The organism is Rhodocyclus gracilis, from assembly GCF_009617575.1.
Classification (GTDB): domain Bacteria; phylum Pseudomonadota; class Gammaproteobacteria; order Burkholderiales; family Rhodocyclaceae; genus Rhodocyclus; species Rhodocyclus gracilis.
The window spans coordinates 363,189-381,225 of record NZ_WIXJ01000002.1 but is presented as its reverse complement, the minus strand read 5'-3'; the positions used below and the strand labels follow the sequence as shown (position 1 = coordinate 381,225).

At 64.1% G+C, this 18,037-nt stretch carries 18 protein-coding genes and 2 riboswitches; of the genes, 10 read left to right on the top strand and 8 right to left on the bottom strand.

Annotated features, from left to right (window positions below; translation table 11 throughout):
• Window positions 1-162: 162 nt before the first annotated feature.
• Complete coding sequence (locus GHK24_RS04840; protein ID WP_153469817.1) at window positions 163-414, top strand: SlyX family protein; 252 nt, start codon at window positions 163-165, stop codon at window positions 412-414.
• Here GHK24_RS04840 and GHK24_RS04835 read toward each other — a convergent pair.
• The gene (locus GHK24_RS04835) at window positions 411-2,684 is read right to left on the bottom strand and encodes a peptidase U32 family protein (RefSeq protein WP_228384537.1); all 2,274 of its coding nucleotides are present in this window, start codon (window positions 2,682-2,684) and stop codon (window positions 411-413) included. The two genes, GHK24_RS04840 and GHK24_RS04835, sit on opposite strands and share 4 nt — an antisense overlap.
• A gap of 131 nt (window positions 2,685-2,815) precedes the next feature.
• Here GHK24_RS04835 and GHK24_RS04830 point away from each other — a divergent pair, with 131 nt between their 5' ends.
• Window positions 2,816-3,097, top strand: coding sequence for a hypothetical protein (locus tag GHK24_RS04830; RefSeq protein ID WP_153469814.1), 282 nt, complete (start codon window positions 2,816-2,818; stop codon window positions 3,095-3,097).
• Window positions 3,098-3,364: 267 nt separating this feature from the next.
• Here GHK24_RS04830 and ettA read toward each other — a convergent pair whose 3' ends face one another.
• The 7 genes from ettA to gcvT form a co-directional block, all read right to left on the bottom strand.
• The gene (gene ettA, locus GHK24_RS04825) at window positions 3,365-5,029 is read right to left on the bottom strand and encodes an energy-dependent translational throttle protein EttA (RefSeq protein ID WP_153469811.1); all 1,665 of its coding nucleotides are present in this window, start codon (window positions 5,027-5,029) and stop codon (window positions 3,365-3,367) included.
• A 142-nt stretch (window positions 5,030-5,171) separates the two neighbouring features.
• Window positions 5,172-5,951, bottom strand: a complete 780-nt coding sequence (locus GHK24_RS04820; RefSeq protein WP_153469808.1) for a ferredoxin--NADP reductase — start codon at window positions 5,949-5,951, stop codon at window positions 5,172-5,174.
• A gap of 45 nt (window positions 5,952-5,996) precedes the next feature.
• Complete coding sequence (locus GHK24_RS04815; protein ID WP_153469805.1) at window positions 5,997-6,503, bottom strand: glutathione peroxidase; 507 nt, start codon at window positions 6,501-6,503, stop codon at window positions 5,997-5,999.
• A gap of 161 nt (window positions 6,504-6,664) precedes the next feature.
• Window positions 6,665-7,156, bottom strand: a complete 492-nt coding sequence (locus GHK24_RS04810; protein WP_153469802.1) for an acyl-CoA thioesterase — start codon at window positions 7,154-7,156, stop codon at window positions 6,665-6,667.
• 100 nt (window positions 7,157-7,256) lie between these two features.
• On the bottom strand, window positions 7,257-10,145 hold the full coding sequence (gcvP, locus tag GHK24_RS04805) for an aminomethyl-transferring glycine dehydrogenase (RefSeq protein ID WP_153469797.1): 2,889 nt from the start codon (window positions 10,143-10,145) through the stop codon (window positions 7,257-7,259).
• 23 nt (window positions 10,146-10,168) lie between these two features.
• A complete protein-coding gene (gene gcvH / locus GHK24_RS04800; RefSeq protein ID WP_153469794.1) occupies window positions 10,169-10,555 on the bottom strand; it encodes a glycine cleavage system protein GcvH in 387 nt (128 codons plus the stop codon).
• 60 nt (window positions 10,556-10,615) lie between these two features.
• Complete coding sequence (gene gcvT / locus GHK24_RS04795; protein WP_153469792.1) at window positions 10,616-11,692, bottom strand: glycine cleavage system aminomethyltransferase GcvT; 1,077 nt, start codon at window positions 11,690-11,692, stop codon at window positions 10,616-10,618.
• 83 nt (window positions 11,693-11,775) lie between these two features.
• A riboswitch (glycine riboswitch) is annotated at window positions 11,776-11,924 on the bottom strand.
• 3 nt (window positions 11,925-11,927) lie between these two features.
• Window positions 11,928-12,014: riboswitch (glycine riboswitch) on the bottom strand.
• Window positions 12,015-12,317: 303 nt separating this feature from the next.
• Between gcvT and GHK24_RS04790 the strand changes: the two genes are divergently transcribed.
• From GHK24_RS04790 to scpB, 8 genes are all read left to right on the top strand, one after another.
• Entirely contained in the window at window positions 12,318-12,533 is a 216-nt protein-coding gene (locus GHK24_RS04790) for a (2Fe-2S)-binding protein (protein ID WP_153469789.1), read from the top strand.
• Between the two features lie 40 nt (window positions 12,534-12,573).
• A complete protein-coding gene (bfr, locus tag GHK24_RS04785) occupies window positions 12,574-13,038 on the top strand; it encodes a bacterioferritin (RefSeq protein ID WP_153469786.1) in 465 nt (154 codons plus the stop codon).
• A gap of 172 nt (window positions 13,039-13,210) precedes the next feature.
• Entirely contained in the window at window positions 13,211-14,041 is an 831-nt protein-coding gene (locus tag GHK24_RS04780) for a 3',5'-nucleoside bisphosphate phosphatase (protein WP_340666103.1), read from the top strand.
• A 6-nt stretch (window positions 14,042-14,047) separates the two neighbouring features.
• Entirely contained in the window at window positions 14,048-14,674 is a 627-nt protein-coding gene (locus GHK24_RS04775) for an L-threonylcarbamoyladenylate synthase (protein WP_153469780.1), read from the top strand.
• Between the two features lie 10 nt (window positions 14,675-14,684).
• A complete protein-coding gene (locus GHK24_RS04770; protein WP_153469776.1) occupies window positions 14,685-15,338 on the top strand; it encodes a site-2 protease family protein in 654 nt (217 codons plus the stop codon).
• Between the two features lie 16 nt (window positions 15,339-15,354).
• Window positions 15,355-16,557, top strand: a complete 1,203-nt coding sequence (locus tag GHK24_RS04765; RefSeq protein ID WP_153469773.1) for a tryptophan--tRNA ligase — start codon at window positions 15,355-15,357, stop codon at window positions 16,555-16,557.
• Between the two features lie 16 nt (window positions 16,558-16,573).
• Window positions 16,574-17,401 (top strand): segregation and condensation protein A, encoded by an 828-nt coding sequence (locus GHK24_RS04760; RefSeq protein WP_153469770.1) that lies wholly within the window; start codon window positions 16,574-16,576, stop codon window positions 17,399-17,401.
• Entirely contained in the window at window positions 17,382-17,981 is a 600-nt protein-coding gene (gene scpB / locus GHK24_RS04755) for an SMC-Scp complex subunit ScpB (RefSeq protein ID WP_153469767.1), read from the top strand. Before GHK24_RS04760 ends, scpB begins: the two co-directional genes overlap by 20 nt.
• Window positions 17,982-18,037: the final 56 nt, after the last annotated feature.

The following is an 18,037-nucleotide window of genomic DNA, read 5'->3' as shown; positions in this document are numbered from 1 at the left end:
AGTGGGATTCGTTGGGGATTGTTTGTGGACTGAGCGCGGCGAGGGGCGCTCAGGCGATGCGAGGAGGTGCGCATGACGCATGGTGCCGCGCGAGAGCGCGCAGTGTAACGTACGCCGGGTACGGCTTGCCGGCCGTGCCGGTCGGATCAACAGGAGAGTGTCTTGAACGAAGCGCAGCAACAACATCCGGAAGCCGCGAGCGAGGGCGAGCGCCTTGCCGATCTGGAGATTCGCGTGAACGCCGCTGAAGATCTGGTGGAAACGCTGAACCGGACGATCTTCCGCCAACAGCAGCAGCTCGACCTGCTGCAAGCGCAGCTGCGCCATCTGCACCGGCAGATGACCAGCGCCGCCGAAAGCAACACGACGCAGGCGCCGCGCGATTTACGCGAGGACATCCCGCCGCATTACTAGGCGCGCGGCCGTTTGCGCCGCATTGCGTGATGCGGGTGAGATGGCTGGCCGCGGTCGGCGGGGGGGGCGGGCTTGGCCGTCGCTTTGGCGGCTGCGCCCGTGTCTTTTTTTACGTGCATGTTCTTCAAGACGACTGTCAGCGTCTTGTTGCCGTTCGCAGCCGATGGGTTTCTTCGGCTGGGGGGTGGGGCGGTTGCCGGGCGGGCTGCCGGGCTAAGTTTCCGAGCGACTTCCGGTGTGATCTCCTGCGTAAGTTCCGGTGCAAGTTCCGGCGTGACCTCCATGGGTATGACCTCCATCTCGCAGCGACGGCAGTCGAAGCGCAGCGTGAAACGCTGACGTCCGCGCGAGAGGGTGAGGGGCGTCGGGCGGCGGTCGAGAAGGGTCGTGGCGCCGTCCGGTGCAGGCGTCTCTGGCGACGATTTGCCCAGGCGCGGGCAACCGCCAAAGCTGAAACGCAGACAATGCCGCATAGTCATCAAGGCTGGCTGGCGCCCGTCGCGGGTGGCTGGCGGGGCCGCCTTGCCAGTACGCGGGTCGCGTTCCAGCGGCGGTGCAATTTCCGTGACGCCATGGTGTTGCCAGAAGCGACGGGCGGCGGCGTTGGTGACGTTGGCGCGGTAGTCGAGCGTCGCGTCCGGCCAGCGTGGCGGCGGGTTGCTTTCCGGTCGGCGCACGTTGGCCTGTCGGTCCGCCTGTGCGGCGGCCGCGCGTGCTGCGTCGAGCTCGCTGATCGCCTGCCGCCGCAAGGCGTTGAGCGCCGAGGCGGGGATGAAGCGCGGAGCGCTCGTGTCGAGCGTAATCGTACGCGCCACGTAGTCGGTGTTACCGAGACGGGCGAGCCCCTGGCGCAGCGCGGCGTCGGCCTGCTCGCCGTCGTGCGCGCTCTGCCAATCCAGGGCAAGAAAGACGCATACGCTGCTGCCGCGCTCATCGCGCAAACTCAGGGCGTAGCCTTCGGCCCCTTCGTCGGTGCGGCGTTCGGCGAGGTGGATGGCGAGCGGGATGTGCCGTTCGGCCGAGGGTTTTTCGAGCAGGCGAATGAACGCCTGATCGCGGTTGCGGAAAACAGTCTGTCCGCGTGACAGCTGGCGAACGAGCGCCGCGTCGCCTTGCGCAGGCCAGACGCGCCAGTTCGCGCCGACGGCTTGCGTTCGATTGGCGCGCAATCCGGCGATCTTGCCGTCGCTGCCAAAGAAGGCCAGACCGTCGCCATTGGCCAGCGTGCTCGCCGCCGCAGTCGGTGACGCATCAAGGCGAATGTCGAAGGCGTCCCGGCGGATCTGCTCCACTGTTCCGATGGGCTCGCCGGCAAAACCGGTGGCGTCGAAGGCGGTGATTTCCGCCTGCCGGCCGTTTACGAAGTTGTCGGTGCGCCCCCGGTTGAAGGTTTTTTCCGGCTGCGGCGTGAAGTTCGGCGTGCTCTCGCCGGACGAGGCGCGGCAAAGCGCAGGCATGTCGTCGAGCAGCGCGTCGATGGCGCGCCGGTAGTGCGCCGTGACGTTTTTGACGTAGTCGAGATCCTTGAGGCGGCCCTCGATCTTGAAGGAGCGAATGCCGGCGTCGACAAGCGGGCGCAGGTTCGCGCTCTGATCATTGTCGCGCAGGGAGAGCAGGTGTCGGTCTCGGGCGATGATCCGACCTTGGCTATCGCTCAAGGTCCAGGGCAGCCGGCACGGTTGCGCGCACTCGCCCCGGTTGGCGCTACGTCCACCGAGCGCCTGGCTGAGATAACACTGACCACTGTAGGAGACGCAGAGTGCGCCGTGAACGAAGAATTCGAGCGTCGGCGGTGCGTCGGGCCGGCAGTCGACGGCATCAGCAATGGCGCGAATCTCGGTGAGGGTGAGTTCGCGCGCCAGCACCATCTGCGAAAACCCCAGTTCGCAGAGGAAGCGCGCCTTCTCCGGCGTGCGGATATCGGTTTGCGTGCTGGCATGCAGGGCGATGGGCGGCAGATCGAGTTCGAGCAGGCCCATGTCCTGCACGATCAGCGCGTCGGCGCCCGCTTCGTAGAGTTGCCAGATGAGTCGGCGGGCGGTTTCCAGTTCGTCGTCGAAGAGCAGCGTATTGAGTGCGACGAGCGTGCGTGCGTTGAAACGCCGCGCGTAATTTGCCAATCGCGCGATGTCTTCGAGCGATGCGGCGGCCGCCGCGCGCGCGCCGAAAGCCGGCGCACCGATGTAGACCGCATCGGCGCCATGGCGAATGGCCTCGATGCCGAAGTCGGCATTACGTGCGGGGGCAAGCAATTCAAGACGGTGTGGCATACGGCTCATAGGCAAGGGACGCAAAAAAACAGGGAGACAGCGAAGTGTACGTCGGCGTGTCAACCGATGGGCAAGCATCGCGTTAAAGGTAGCAAGGGTGATCAATCACCGATGCGAAAACGGAGAAAAGAATGGGCAGCCTCAGCAAAGAATCCTTCAGCGACTTCCTCGATTCCCTTAAACAGGCGGGCGTGGCGATCAGCAACGAACGTGAGTTGCGCGAGCGTCTGGCGGAAGTCCAGCGTTGGCGCTTCGCCTTCGCGACGCTGGCGGCAAATGGTGGTCCGCTCGGTATTCGCTTCGAGGATCGTACCGCTGGCGCCAATCAGGACAAGATTTTCAGCGCCCTGAGCCAGTTTGAGTTTCCTGAAAGCCTACGCGTCCGTTTCGCTGACAGCCTCAAGGCTGCCTGAGCTTCTTTCGACGGTGCGGCGATAGCGTGTCGCCCACCGCATGTTTAGGCTCTGCCAGTCAGGGCCGTCCTCTGAGGTTTTCGTAGCGGAGTGCTTGGCCAAGTTGCGGTCGGTACTCAAGGCATTGCGCCAGCGCACCTGACGGACTTCACGTAGGCATTCACGCAATCGATTTTCTCTCCTTGCTGCCCGTTGGGTTGCAGGGTTAAACGAAAAGGCCCGCTCTTCGCGGGCCTTTTGCGTTGACCGTGCACCGGCCCGGGGGGCTTAGTGCGCGATGGGCTTGTAGCGGATGCGCTTCGGCTTGGCGCCTTCTTCGCCGAGGCGGCGTTTCTTGTCCTCCTCGTATTCGTTGTAGTTGCCGGCGAAGAAGCTCCATTGCGACTCGCCTTCGGCGGCGAGGATGTGCGTGCAGATGCGGTCGAGGAACCAGCGGTCGTGCGAGATGACGAGCGCGCAGCCGGCGAATTCGAGCAGCGCTTCTTCCAGCGCGCGTAGCGTTTCCACGTCAAGGTCGTTGGAAGGTTCGTCGAGCAGCAGGACGTTGCCGCCGGTCATCAGCGTCTTCGCCAGATGCAGGCGACCACGCTCGCCGCCGGAGAGGTTGCCGACGATCTTCTGCTGGTCGGCGCCCTTGAAGTTGAAGCGGCCGATGTAGGCCCGGCTCGGCATTTCGAAGCGGCCGATCTGCAGCAGGTCGCTGCCGCCGGCAAGTTCTTCGAAGACGGTGTTGCCGGAGCTGAGGTTTTCGCGGCTCTGGTCCACGTAGGCGATCTTCACCGTCGGGCCGATATCCACGGTGCCCGCGTCGGGCGTTTCGTGCCCTGTGAGCATGCGGAACAGCGTCGATTTGCCGGCACCGTTGGGGCCGATGATGCCGACGATGGCTCCGGCCGGTACGGCGAAGGAAAGGTTGTCGATGAGCAGGCGGTCGCCGTAGGCCTTGGAGACGCCGTTGAGTTCGATGACCTTGTCGCCGAGGCGCTCGGCAACGGGGATGAAGAGTTCCTGCGTTTCGTTACGCGCCTGGTATTCGTGGCTCGACAGTTCGTTGAAGCGTGCCAGACGTGCCTTGCTCTTGGCTTGCCGTGCCTTCGGATTTTGCCGCACCCATTCGAGCTCGTGCTTCATGCTCTTCAGGCGGGCGGCTTCCTGCTTGGCTTCGGTTTCGAGGCGTGCTTCCTTCTGTTCCAGCCAGGACGAGTAGTTGCCCTTCCACGGAATGCCGTGGCCGCGGTCGAGTTCGAGAATCCACTCGGCGGCGTTGTCGAGGAAGTAGCGGTCGTGGGTGACGGCGACGACGGTGCCGGGAAAACGCACGAGGAACTGTTCGAGCCATTCGACCGATTCGGCGTCGAGGTGGTTGGTCGGTTCGTCGAGCAGCAGCATGTCGGGCTTGGAGAGTAGCAGCTTGCACAAGGCGACGCGGCGCTTTTCACCGCCTGACAGGTGGCGGATGGAGGCGTCCCACGCCGGCAGGCGCAGCGCGTCGGCAGCGATTTCCATCTGGTGTTCGACGTCGCTGCCCGAGGCGGCGATGATCGCTTCCAGCCGCGCCTGCTCCTCGGCGAGCTTGTCGAAGTCGGCGTCGGGTTCGGCGTAGGCGGCGTAGACGGCTTCGAGCTTCTGCTGCGCTTCCATCACTTCGCCCATGCCCGATTCGACTTCCTGACGCACGGTCTTGTCCGGATCGAGTTGCGGCTCCTGTGCCAGATAGCCGATCTTCAGACCCGGTTGCCACTGCACTTCGCCTTCGAAATCGCGGTCTTCGCCGGCCATGATGCGTAGCACGGTCGATTTGCCCGAGCCGTTGAGACCGAGCAGCCCGATCTTGGCGCCGGGGAAGAACGAGAGCGAAATATCGCGAATGATCTGCCGCTTGGGCGGAACGATCTTGCTGACGCGCAGCATCGACATTACGTAGTGAGCCATGGTGTCCTGGTTGCCTGAGATAAGTGATCCGCCGACGAGCGGAGGGAACTTGGGTCAGGCGATAGTCTACCGGCTATGCGTCGTTCCGGCGATGCTCATGCTCAGGAATGGCAAGGCCACCGCTTGTCAGACGCGCAACGACCTACTTGTCGACGAAGGAATGCTCGATGACGTAATCGCCCGGATCGCCGATGAAGCGGGAGACACGGAAGCCACGCGCGTCGAGCAGGGCGCGGCAATCCTTGAGCATCGCCGCGCTGCCGCAGAGCATCACGCGATCGTCCGCCGGGTCGAGCGGCGGCAGGCCGAGATTGGCGGACAGCTGTCCGTTGTCGATTTGTGCGGTGATGCGGCCGCGCTGCGGGAATTCTTCGCGGGTGACGGTCGGGTAGTAAAGCAGTTGCGCTCGTACCGCTTCGCCAAAGTATTCGTTGCGCGGGAGTTCATCCCGGATGAACGAGGCGTAGGCAAGATCGGAGACGCGGCGCACGCCGTGCACGAGAATCACCTGCTGGAAGCGTTCGTAGATCAGCGGGTCCTGGATCAGGCTGATGAAGGGCGCGAGGCCAGTGCCTGTCGATAGCAGGTAGACGCGCTTGCCCGGTTTCAGGTCGTGCAGCGTGAGCGTGCCGGTAGGCTTGTGGCCGACCAGGACTTCGTCGCCGGGCTGAAGGTGTTGTAGTCGCGAGGTGAGCGGCCCGTTCTCTACCTTGATGCTGAAGAATTCAAGGTACTCGGCGTAATTGGGACTGGCGATACTGTAGGCGCGCAAGAGCGGTCGGCCTTCGGCTTGCGCGAGGCCGACCATGACGAACTGGCCGTTTTCGAAGCGCAGCCCGGCCTGGCGCGTGGTGCGAAAGCTGAAAAGCGTGTCATTCCAGTGATGGACGGTGAGGACGCGTTCTACCGTGGGGGTACTCATTGTGCGGCGGTGCTCCTGAAGGCGGGAAAGGGGGCGGCGAGCGAGTTACAGCAGTTGCTCGATATCGTCGGCGAGCCCTTCGGGCGGTGTCGCCGGGGCGTAGCGTTCGCGCACCTTGCCTTCACGGTCGACGAGGAACTTGGTGAAGTTCCACTTGATCGCTTCACTGCCGAGCAGACCGCGTGCCTCCTGCTTCAGATAGCGATAGAGCGGGTGCGCGTTGTCGCCGTTGACCTCGATCTTTGCGAACAAGGGGAAGCTCAGACCGAAGTTCTTCTCGCAAAAGCTGAGGATTTCTTCGGCGTTACCCGGTTCTTGTGCGCCGAACTGGTTGCAGGGGAAGCCAAGCACTTCCAGACCGAGGTCGCGGTAACGCTGGTAAAGCGCTTCCAGCCCGCGATATTGCGGCGTGAATCCGCAACGACTGGCGGTGTTGACGATCAGCAGCACCTTGCCGGCATAGTCGGCAAAGGGCTGCTGGCTGCCGTCGATGCGTTCGGCGGAAAACTCGTAGATCGGCGCCAGGGTGGCGTCGGCGGTAGTGGCAGACATCGGCTTCTCCATGACGATGGGTGAAATCGGGCCGGGCAATGGCCACGTTCCGTGTCTGATACCGGGCGATGAAAAACGTTCGCTGTTAGCGTTTCGCGACGGACGATGCGCCTGTCGTTTCGTCTCCTCTCGCCGCAATGCGACGCGATGTCAGGCGGCCTTCAGGCGAGCGCGTGGTCAGGAGCGCTGAGGGCGGCGATGGCCGCGAGGTAGATCGTCGAGAACTCGGGCGGCATGCGACGCGGACGACCGCTCGCCATGTCGATGCAGACGAGATTCCAGCAACCGCGCAGCAGGGTGGCGCCGTCGGCCGGGCGAATGAGCTGGAAGCGGCGGTCGAGGGTGATCTTGCCGTCACTGCCGGTCAGCCAGGTGGCAAGCAGCAGCGCTTCTCCGGCGAAGCTCGGCAGCAGGTAGTCGTATTCCCCACGGCGAATGGCCATGGCGCGATTCAGCCGGACGTAGTCGGAAAGCCCCAGTCCGAGCGATTCGGAGTGCGCCCAGGCGACGGTTTCGCACCAGCGCACGTACACCGCGTTGTTGGTGTGGTTCAGCCCGTCGATATCGTCGGCGCCGGGCGTCAGCGGCAGGATGAAGGGGTGGGGATGGTCCCAGTTGAGTTCAGTGGTGAGGCTGGGCGTGCTCTGTTCCATGTAATCAGCGATCCGTGGGCGGCGATGCGTTGCCGAGGGGCGCTATGCTCCCCCCGAACGCCGTGCCGCCGCAAGTTTCCTTGCGGCGGCACGGGCACGCTTACGCGGCGCTGTCTTCCGGCGGCGGGCAGGAGCAGAACAGGTGGCGGTCGCCGTAAACGTCGTCGATGCGGTTCACGCTCGGCCAGAACTTGTTCGCCGCCACCCAGTCGAGCGGGAACACGGCTTCCTGACGGCTGTACGGGCGATCCCAGACCTCTTCAGCCAGATCGGCCTGCGTGTGCGGCGCGCGCTTGAGCGGATTGTTGTCCGCCGGCCAGCCGCCGGCCTCGACCTTGGCGATTTCCTGGCGGATCGAGATCATCGCCGCGATGAAGCGGTCGAGTTCGCCCTTCGACTCGGACTCGGTCGGCTCGATCATCAGCGTTCCGGCGACCGGAAAGCTCACCGTCGGCGCGTGGAAGCCGTAGTCCATCAGCCGCTTGGCGACGTCGGTCTCGCTGATGCCGGTGGCGGCCTTGAGCGGACGCAGGTCGAGGATGCACTCGTGCGCGACGCGCCCGCGGCTGCCCGTGTACAGCACCGGAAAATGCGCCGACAGCTGGCTGGCGACGTAGTTGGCGTTGAGGATCGCCATCGCGCTGGCGCGTGCCAGACCGTCGCCGCCCATCATCGCGATGTACATCCACGAGATCGGCAGGATCGACGCCGATCCCCACGGTGCCGCCGACACTGCTCCCTCGCCCGGCGTCCGTCCGGGCACCGGCTGGACGACGTGGCTGGAAAGGAAGGGCGCCAGATGCGCGCGCACGCCGATCGGTCCCATGCCCGGACCGCCGCCGCCGTGCGGTATGCAGAAGGTCTTGTGCAGGTTCATGTGGCTGACGTCGGCGCCGATGAAACCGGGCGAGGTAAGGCCGACTTGCGCGTTGAGGTTGGCGCCGTCCATGTACACCTGACCGCCGTGGCTGTGCACGATGGCGCAGATGTCGCGCACCGCTTCCTCGAAGACGCCGTGCGTCGACGGGTAGGTGAGCATCAGGCACGACAGGCGGGAGGCAGCGGCTGCGGCCTTGGCGCGCAGGTCGGCGACGTCGACGTTGCCGCTGTCGTCGCAATCGACCACCACCACCTGCATGCCGCACATCTGCGCGCTGGCCGGGTTGGTGCCGTGCGCCGATTTCGGGATCAGACAGACGTCGCGCTGCGTGTCGCCACGGCTGGCGTGGTAGCGCTGGATGGCAACGAGGCCGGCGTATTCGCCCTGCGCGCCCGAGTTCGGCTGCATGCTCACCGCGTCGAAGCCGGTGATCTTCGCCAGCCAGTCCTCGAGCTGGCCGATCATCTCTAGATAGCCCTGCGCTTGGTCGAGCGGCGCGAAGGGGTGGATGTCGGTGAACTCGGGCCAGGTGATCGGGATCATCTCGCTGGTGGCATTGAGCTTCATGGTGCACGAGCCGAGCGCGATCATCGAGTGGTCGAGCGCCAGATCGCGGTTCTGCAGGCGCTTGAGATAGCGCAGCATCTCGTGCTCGGAATGGTGCGCGTTGAACACCGGATGCGTCAGGATCGCGTCGCGGCGCAGCAGGCTTTCCGGCAGCGACGGGTCGTTCTGGCGCAGCTTGTCGTCGAGTGCAGCGATGTCGGCGGCAACGCCGGTGATCAGCTTGATCAGCGCGGCGACGTCGTCGGGCGTCGTCTTCTCGTTGAGGGCAATGCCGATGACGCCGTTGCCGACGTCGCGCAGGTTGTAGCCGGCGGCGGCAGCAGCCTGCAGCACGCTGAGCGCGCGCGCGCCGAGTTCGACACGAATGGTGTCGAAGAACTGCCGGTTGGCGACGGCAACGCCGGCCAGACGCAGGCCTTCGGCAAGGATCGCGGTCAGCCGGTGGATGCGGGTGGCGATCGCGCGCAGGCCTGCGGGGCCGTGATAGACGGCGTACATGCCGGCGATGTTGGCGAGCAGCACCTGCGAGGTGCAGATGTTGGAGTTGGCCTTCTCGCGGCGGATGTGCTGTTCGCGCGTCTGCAGCGCCATGCGCAGCGCGCGCTTGCCGCGGGCATCAACCGACACGCCGATGATGCGGCCGGCGACGGCGCGCTTGTGTGCGTCGCGGGTGGCGAAGAAGGCGGCGTGCGGGCCGCCGAAACCGAGCGGAACGCCGAAGCGTTGTGCCGAACCGAGCGCGATGTCGGCGCCCATTTCGCCGGGCGACTTGAGCAGCGTCTGCGCCATCAGGTCGCTGGCGACGGCGACGACGGCGCCGCGCGATTGCGCCGCGGCGATCGGGCCGCTGAGGTCGCTGATTTCGCCAGCGTCATTCGGGTACTGGAACAGCGCGCCGAAGGTTTCCTGCAGCGCGGCTTCTTCGGGCGCGCCGAACACCAGTTCATAGCCGAAGTAGGCGGCACGCGTGCGGATCACGTCGATGGTCTGCGGGAAGCAGGCGGCGTCGACGAAGAAGATGTTCGAGCGCGACTTGCTGACGCGCCGCGCCATCGTCATCGCCTCGGCGGCGGCGGTGGCTTCGTCGAGCAGCGAGGCGTTGGCGAGTTCGAGACCGGTGAGGTCGATCACCATCTGCTGGTAGTTGAGCAGCGCTTCCAGCCGGCCTTGCGCCACCTCCGCCTGATACGGCGTGTAGGCGGTGTACCAGCCCGGGTTTTCGAGCACGTTACGCAGGATTACCTTGGGCAGCAGCGTGTCGGCGTAACCCATGCCGATCAGGGATTTGTAGAGGCGGTTTTTCGTCGCCAGCGTTTTCAGTGTGGCGAGTGCTTCGTGTTCGCTCTGCGCCGGAGGCAACGCATCGGCCAGTGGCGATGGCAGACGAATGTCGGCCGGGACGGTTTCGGCGATGAGGGCGTCGAGGCTATCGGCGCCCACGGCGGCAAGCATCGCCGCGCTGTCGTCGCGCGAAGCGGCGATGTGGCGGGCGACGAATTCGTTACGCTGAAACAGGTCGTCCAGTGAAACCTTGGCAGTCATGGCGTGCTCCGGTCGCGAGGGGATCATTCGGCGTCGATGGCCTGTTGGTAGGCAGCGGCGTCGAGCAGCGCGGCGATGGCGGCCGGGTCACTCGGTTGCAGCTTGAAGAGCCAGGCGCTCCAGGCGTCGCTGTTGAGCGATTCTGGGGCGTCGACGACGGCGCTGTTCTGGGCGATGACGACACCGCTGATCGGTGCGTAAACGTCGGCGGCGGCCTTCACCGATTCGACAACAGCGGCTTCTTCGCCGGCGCTCAGCGACTTGCCGACCGGCGGAAGTTCGACGAAAACGAGGTCACCGAGGGCTTCCTGGGCGTGGTCGGTAATGCCGATCGTGACGCTGCCATCGGCTTCGGCGCGAACCCACTCGTGGCTCTTGGTGTACTTCAGGTTGGCGGGCAGGTTGCTCATGGGGGTTCTCCAGGGTTGGGGATGCGAAGGGAAGGAAATTCGGTGTGTTGTGGCAGGTGCTTAAATCAGCGCCTGTCCGCGGCGGACAAATACGGGCTTGAGGACACGCGCAGCGAGACGTTTGCCACGGATGTCGACCTCGACATGGTCGCCGATGGCAATGCCCAACGGCAGGCGGGCCAGGGCGATGGAGCGTTGCAGCGTCGGCGAGAAGGAGCCACTGGTGATTTCGCCTTCGCCGTGCGCGCTGAAGATCTGCTGATGCGCGCGCAGTACGCCGCGATCTTCGAGCAGCAAACCAAGGAACTGGTGTTTTTGGCCGTGCGCGAGCAGGGCGGCTTTGCCGACAAAATCGCGCGGGCTGATGAGGTCGACCGTCCACGCGAGGCCGGCGTCGAGCGGCGAGATCGACTCATCCATGTCTTGACCGTAGAGGTTCATGCCGGCTTCAAGGCGCAGCGTGTCGCGTGCACCAAGACCGCAGGGGGCGATACCTGCGGCGGCAAGTGCTTGCCAGACGGTCGCCGCGCGTTCGGCGGGGATGGCGATTTCAAAGCCATCTTCGCCGGTGTAACCAGTGCGGGCGACGAAAACGTCGCCGATGGCCGTGGCGAAGAACGGTGACAGGGCGTCGGCGGCAGCGAGTTCGGGCAGGGCGGTCAGCGCCCTCGCGCGGGCGTTCGGGCCCTGAACGGCAATCATCGCCAGATCTCGGCGCGCCGTCAGGCTGATGGTGTGCTTCCACTCGGCGTGGCAGGCGTTCATCCACGCCAGGTCTTTGTCGGCCGTGCCGGCGTTGATGACGATGCGAAAGTGCGTTTCGTCGAGGAAGTAGACGATCAGGTCGTCGATGACGCCGCCTTGTGGGTTGAGCATCGCCGAATACAAGGCTTTGCCGGGCGATTGCAGCTTGTCGACATTATTGGCGAACAGGCGGCGCAAAAAAGCGCGGCTGTCGGTGCCGGCGAGATCGACCGCGCACATGTGCGACACGTCGAACATGCCCGCATCCTGGCGGACTTTGTGGTGCTCATCGATCTGCGAGCCGTAATGCAGCGGCATGTCCCAGCCGCCGAAATCGACCATCTTGGCGCCAGCGGCCCGATGTGCTGCGTTGAGGACAGTTTCTCTCGTCATGTCAGTCCCTTGCCGGGAACCCGACAGGCGGATTCCGGAGATTGCGGAAACGAAAAAGGGGTGAACCCCTTACGGATTCACCCCCCTGTCCTTGTACCTGAGAGATTGCGCGCCGGTGCCGTGCTCATCCGGCCAAGGCGGCCGCAGGAGGCGGCGCTCATGGCGGACGGGTCGCACGCAGACGCGTTGCCCCATCGGTGGGCGTCCTTTGCGGAAACGCCGCTCTCCAGAGTTCACTGCACGAACGGTCCTTTTGCCTGAGCGTTTTCGGGTGGATTGCGCCTTCGGCGGCGGGCTGGCCGCACTCTCCCGTTCGCGGGCCGAACTATAGCGCGGCCCTGTGCGCGACAGCAAGGCAAAGACGCGTCGCGCGGGCGTGCCGACGCAGCCTGAAGCAGGGCGGGCGCGGGGAGTGTTCGCGAGGTGTCCGTGCTGGGCGCTGGGATGGACTCCGCCAAATGAGAAGTGCTTGCATTAAATCTCTTTAGTGGGAATAATTCGCAACAAGGCGTCTGCTTTCGCTGCCGTGGGTGGCGTTGAAATAGTCTTGGGCGGTAAGGGAAATCGGACGCACGCGTCTTTGGGAAGCGCAGGTCTTCACAGGTCTTTGTCTTCGAGGTGTGCCATGTATGTGTGTATCTGCAATGCGGTGACGACGTGTCAGGTGGCCCAGGCGCACGCCGAGGGGGCGGACTCCTTGCGTCATTTGCGCGAGCAGTTGGGTGTTGGCACGTGCTGTGGCAAGTGCTGTGGCGAGGCGCGTGCGCTGTTGCGCGAACTCTCGGCGCCACCGCCGGCAGCCCGTGCGAGTCATTCCGTTCTGGCAGTGGCGCGGGCGTGATGTGCTACTCTGCGATCTCCCGTTTGTCTAGGAGATTGGCATGAAAGGCGACAAGCAAGTCATCCAGTATCTGAACAAGGCGCTGACCAACGAACTGACGGCGATCAACCAGTATTTTCTGCATGCGCGCATGTATAAAAACTGGGGCTTCAAGAAGCTCGACGAGATCACGCGGCACGAGTCGATTGACGAGATGAAGCATGCCGATGCCCTGATCGAGCGGACGCTTTTTCTCGAAGGCTTGCCCAATCTGCAGCAGCTGAACAAGCTGCGCATCGGCGAAAACCCGAAGGAAATGCTCGAATGCGATCTCAAGCTCGAGCATGACGCCGTGCCGCTCCTGCGCGAAGCCATTGCGCACTGTGAGAAAGTCTCCGACTTCGTCACGCGGGAACTGTTCGAAGACATCCTTGAATCCGAAGAAGAGCACATCGACTGGCTGGAAACCCAGCTTGGCCTGATCGAACAGGTCGGTTTGCACAACTATCTGCAGTCGCAAATGTAGTCTGGCATGGCCGCCCGCCAGTCGTGGCGGGCTGTCCGCTCACGTCGGCCTGCCCCGGTTGGTTGTGGCGTGGGGGGGGGCGGCTGGCCATCGCCTGCGGCGGTGGCAGGGCTGCCGCCCCAGTCTGTGCTATGATCTTCGCTTGATTTTCTTGGCCTTTCGCTGATTTTTCGTGCCTAACTGCGATCTTCATTGTCACTCGACGGCTTCCGATGGTCTCTTGCCCGCTGTCGACGTTGCCCGGCGTGCGGCGGCGAATGGCGTTGACATGCTGGCACTCACCGACCACGACGATATTGCCGGTCTGGCATTGGCGCGTACGGTGGCTGACGAATGCGACATGCGCTTTATCAACGGTGTCGAAGTCTCCATCGAGTGGGAAGGCCAGCAGGTGCACATCGTCGGCCTCAACTTCGATGCCGATGACGCGTCGCTCAATGCTGGCCTCGCCGGCATTCGCGCCGGTCGTGTCGAGCGGGCGCAGCGCATGGCGGCGGAGCTCGAGCGCGTTGGCATTCACGACAGCTTTGCTGGAGCCATGCGTCACGCCGCTAATCCGAGCCTCATCAGCCGCGCGCACTTTGCGCGCTACCTCGTTGAGACGAAGGTCTGTCGCGACGTGCGCAGCGTTTTCGATTCGTATCTGAAGCCTGGTTTGCCTGGCTATGTCGAGCATCGCTGGGCCAGCCTCGAGGATTCCATTCGCTGGATTGTCGGTGCCGGTGGCGTGGCAGTGGTTGCGCATCCGGGACGGTATCGCTTCTCGGCGCGCGAGTTGCGGCGTTTCCTCGACGATTTCAAGGCGTGCGGTGGGGCTGGGATCGAAGTCGTCTCGGGTAGCCACACGCAGGAACACGTCGCCCAGTTCTCCCGTCTGGCAACGGAGTACGGATTTCTTGCGTCGCGCGGCTCGGATTTCCATGGGCCGGGCGAGAGCTACGTCGACCTCGGCGGTCTGGCGGCGCTTCCGGATACCCTCACGCCGGTTTGGAGCGTTTTTTAGAACGCGATGGCACAGTACCTCTCGATTCACCCCGAAGATCCCCAGGAACGTTTTTTGTCGCAGGCGGCCGCCTGCCTGCGTGACGGTGGCGTCATCGCCTTGCCGACCGACTCGTGCTACGCGCTGGGTTGTGCGCTGGGCGACAAGGATGCGTTGATGCGCATCCGCGCCTTGCGGGGCGTCGACGAGCGTCATCACATGACGCTGATGTGTGGCGATCTGTCGCAGATCGCGCAGTTTGCGCGTGTCGATAACGCCCAGTACCGTCTGCTGAAAGCGACGACGCCGGGGAGTTACACCTTCATCCTCGAAGGCTCGAAAGAGTTGCCGCGCCGCGTCTTGCACCCGAAGCGCAAGACCATTGGTCTGCGCATTCCGGATCACCGCATTGCACAAGCCTTGTTGGCGACGCTGGGCGAGCCTCTGCTCACCTCGACCCTGCTCCTGCCTGATGAAGACGTGCCGTTGACCGAGGGCTGGGAAATTCAGGATCGGCTCGACGATCAGCTGGAGTTGATCATTGATGGCGGCCATTGCGGCATCGAGCCGACCACCGTTGTCGACCTGAGCGGGGCAGCGCCGGTGCTGGTGCGTGCCGGGCGCGGTGCCTTGGCGCCGTTCGCGTTCGACTGAGCCGGCTGCCTTGGATTCGGTCTTACCGACTATTTGCGTCGCCGCGCTGCCGGTGATCTTCGCCATCACGCTGCACGAAGCGGCGCATGGCTATGCAGCGCGCCATTTTGGCGATCCGACGGCCTGGCAGGCGGGGCGCATCACGCTCAATCCGCTGCGCCATATCGACCTCGTTGGCACGATCATCGTGCCGGCGCTCATCCTCCTCGTTTCGACGGGCGGCCTGCTGTTTGGCTGGGCCAAGCCGGTGCCGGTGAATTTTGGCCGTCTGCGCGAGCCCAAGCGCGACATGCTGTGGGTCGCTGCGGCTGGGCCGGCGGCCAACTTTGTGATGGCGCTATTCTGGGCGCTGATGGTCAAGGTCGCCGATGTGGTGCCGCTCGGCGACTACAGCGAGCCGCTCATGCGCATGGGCGATATTGGTATCGGCATCAACATCGCCCTGATGGTGCTCAATCTGTTGCCCTTGCCGCCGCTCGACGGTGGGCGGATTGCCGTCAGCCTGCTGCCGACCCGTCTCGCCTGGCGCTTCGCGCAACTGGAGCGCTTCGGTTTTCCCATCCTGCTCGTGCTCTTGCTGACCGGTGTTTTGGGTAGCCTGCTGAGTCCGCCGCTGCGCTTTTTTGTCCATCTGATCGATCTCATCTTTCAACTCCCTTCCTGAATCACTATTCATCACCATGTACGCAGAACGAGTCCTTTCCGGCATGCGCCCAACCGGCAGCCTGCACCTTGGCCACTACCACGGTGTCCTGAAGAACTGGGTCAAGCTCCAGCACGAGTACCCCTGCCTCTTCTTCGTTGCCGACTGGCATGCCTTGACGACGCAGTACGACGATCCGCGCGGCATCGAGCGTGCGGCGCGCGAAATGGTGATCGACTGGCTGGCGGCAGGGGTTGATCCGGCGCAGGCGACCTTGTTCATCCAGTCACAAGTGCCTGAGCACGCCGAGTTGCACCTGCTGATGTCGATGATGACGCCGCTCGGCTGGCTCGAACGGGTGCCGACTTACAAGGATCAGATCGAGAAACTGTCTACCAAGGATCTGATGACCTACGGTTTTCTCGGCTATCCGCTGCTGATGAGCGCCGACATCCTGATCTACCGCGCCGACAAGGTGCCGGTTGGCGAGGACCAGATCCCGCACGTCGAATTCACGCGCGAACTGGCGCGCCGCTTCAACCACATGTACGGGCGCGAACCCGGTTTCGAAGAAAAGGCACGCGAAGCCGTCAAGAAGCTCGGCAGCAAGAAAGCGCGTCTGTATGACGAGTTGCGCACGCGCTTTCAGGAGCGTGGCGACAGCGAAGCGGTCGAACGCGCACACGCCCTGCTTGAGGAAGTGCAGAACCTGTCGCACGCCGACCGCGAACGCCTCTTTGGCTACCTCGAAGGCGGCGGCAAGATGATCCTCGTCGAGCCCGAAGCGCTCCTGACCAAAGCCTCGCGCATGCCGGGGCTCGATGGGCAGAAGATGTCGAAGTCCTACGGCAACACCATCACCCTGCGCGAAGATGAAGCCTCGCTGACGCAGAAGGTTCGCCGTATGCCGACGGACCCGGCCCGCGTACGCCGGACCGACGTTGGCGAACCGGCGCGCTGCCCGGTGTGGCAGTTGCATCAGGTGTACTCCGACGATACCTGCCGTGCCTGGGTCGAGCAGGGGTGCCGTAGCGCCGGCATTGGCTGTCTCGAATGCAAGCAGCCGGTGATCGAGGGCATCCTCAAGGAGCAGGCGCCGATGCGCGAACGCGCGCAGCTCTACCTCGACGATCCGACGCTGGTGCGCAACATCATCGCCGACGGCAACGAGCGCGCGCGCAAGCTGGCGCAGGAAACCATGCGTGACGTCCGCGAGGCGATGGGCCTCGACTACAGCTGAACGGACACTTCGGGCGATGAGCGAAATCGTGGCCGATACGCCACCGGCAGACGACCTGGCGCCGGTGGCCCGCATCTACGGTCAGCCGATGGCGCAGATGCCGCTCGACCTTTACATTCCGCCCGACGCGCTGGCGGTGATGCTCGACGCTTTCGAAGGCCCGCTCGACCTGCTGCTCTACCTCATCCGCAAGGCCAACGTGAATGTGCTCGACATTCCGATGGCTCCGCTGACGATCCAGTATCTCGAGTACGTCGAGGCAATGCGAGCCTCCAATCTCGAATTGGCCGCCGACTATCTGGTGATGGCGGCGATGCTGATCGAGATCAAGTCGCGCATGTTGCTGCCGCGTCCGAAGCCCGGCGACGGCGAAGAGGTGGAAGACCCTCGCGCAGAGTTGGTGCGTCGGCTGATCGAGTACGAGCAGATGAAACTCGCGGCCTACGGCCTGAATGCGCTGCCGCAAGCCGAACGCGACTTTCACTGGGTCGAAACCTGGGTGGAGCGCACGGTCGCGCGCCGTTTGCCGGAGGTCAGCGTCGAGGATTTGTGTGCCGCCTGGCGAACGATCCTGCGTCAGGCGCGGCTGTCGACCAGTCACCGCGTGCAGCGCGAGGAGTTGTCGGTGCGCGAGCATATGGGCATCATCCTGCGCCGGCTGCGCGAAAGCGGCGGTTTTGTCGAATTCATGTCCTTGTTCGACGTTTCCGATGGGCCGAGTTTGCTGGTCGTGCATTTTCTCGCCATGCTCGAACTCGCCCGCGAGCAACTGCTCGAATTGACGCAGGCAGATACCTTTGCCCCGATTTACGTGAGGTTGACCGATGGTCGAGCAGACGCCTGAGGGCGCGCGAGCGCAGGTGCCCGGCGAAACGCCGGGGCCGTCTGACATCAAGCTGATTCTGGAAGCGGCACTCTTCTCGGCGCAGCAGCCGCTGGCGTTGAGCGACTTGAAGAAACTCTTCGCCGATCAGATCGGTAGCGATGTGCTGCGCGTTCTGCTCGACGAACTGCGCGAGGAATGGTCGGCCACCCCGCGCCCGATTGAGCTTGTGCGTCTGGCCAGCGGCTGGCGGTTTCGCACGCGCCCCGAATACCAGATGTATCTTGATCGCCTGAATCCCGAGAAGCCTCCGAAGTATTCGCGCGCGGTGCTCGAAACAATGGCCATCATTGCCTACCGGCAGCCGGTGACGCGCGGCGACATCGAGGACATTCGTGGCGTGACCGTCGCCACGCAGATCATCCGCACGCTCGAAGAGCGCGGCTGGGTTGATGTCGTCGGCCACCGCGATACGCCGGGGCGCCCCGCGCTTTATGCCAGTACCCGGAAGTTTCTCGACGATCTGGGACTGCGCGGCCTGAGCGAATTGCCGCCACTTGAAGAAATCAACCCTACCCTGGAACCGGCAGATGCCCGCTAAACCCGTAAAACCCCGCAAGCCCCGTAGCTCTACGCCTTCCCCCGCTGGCGGGCGCC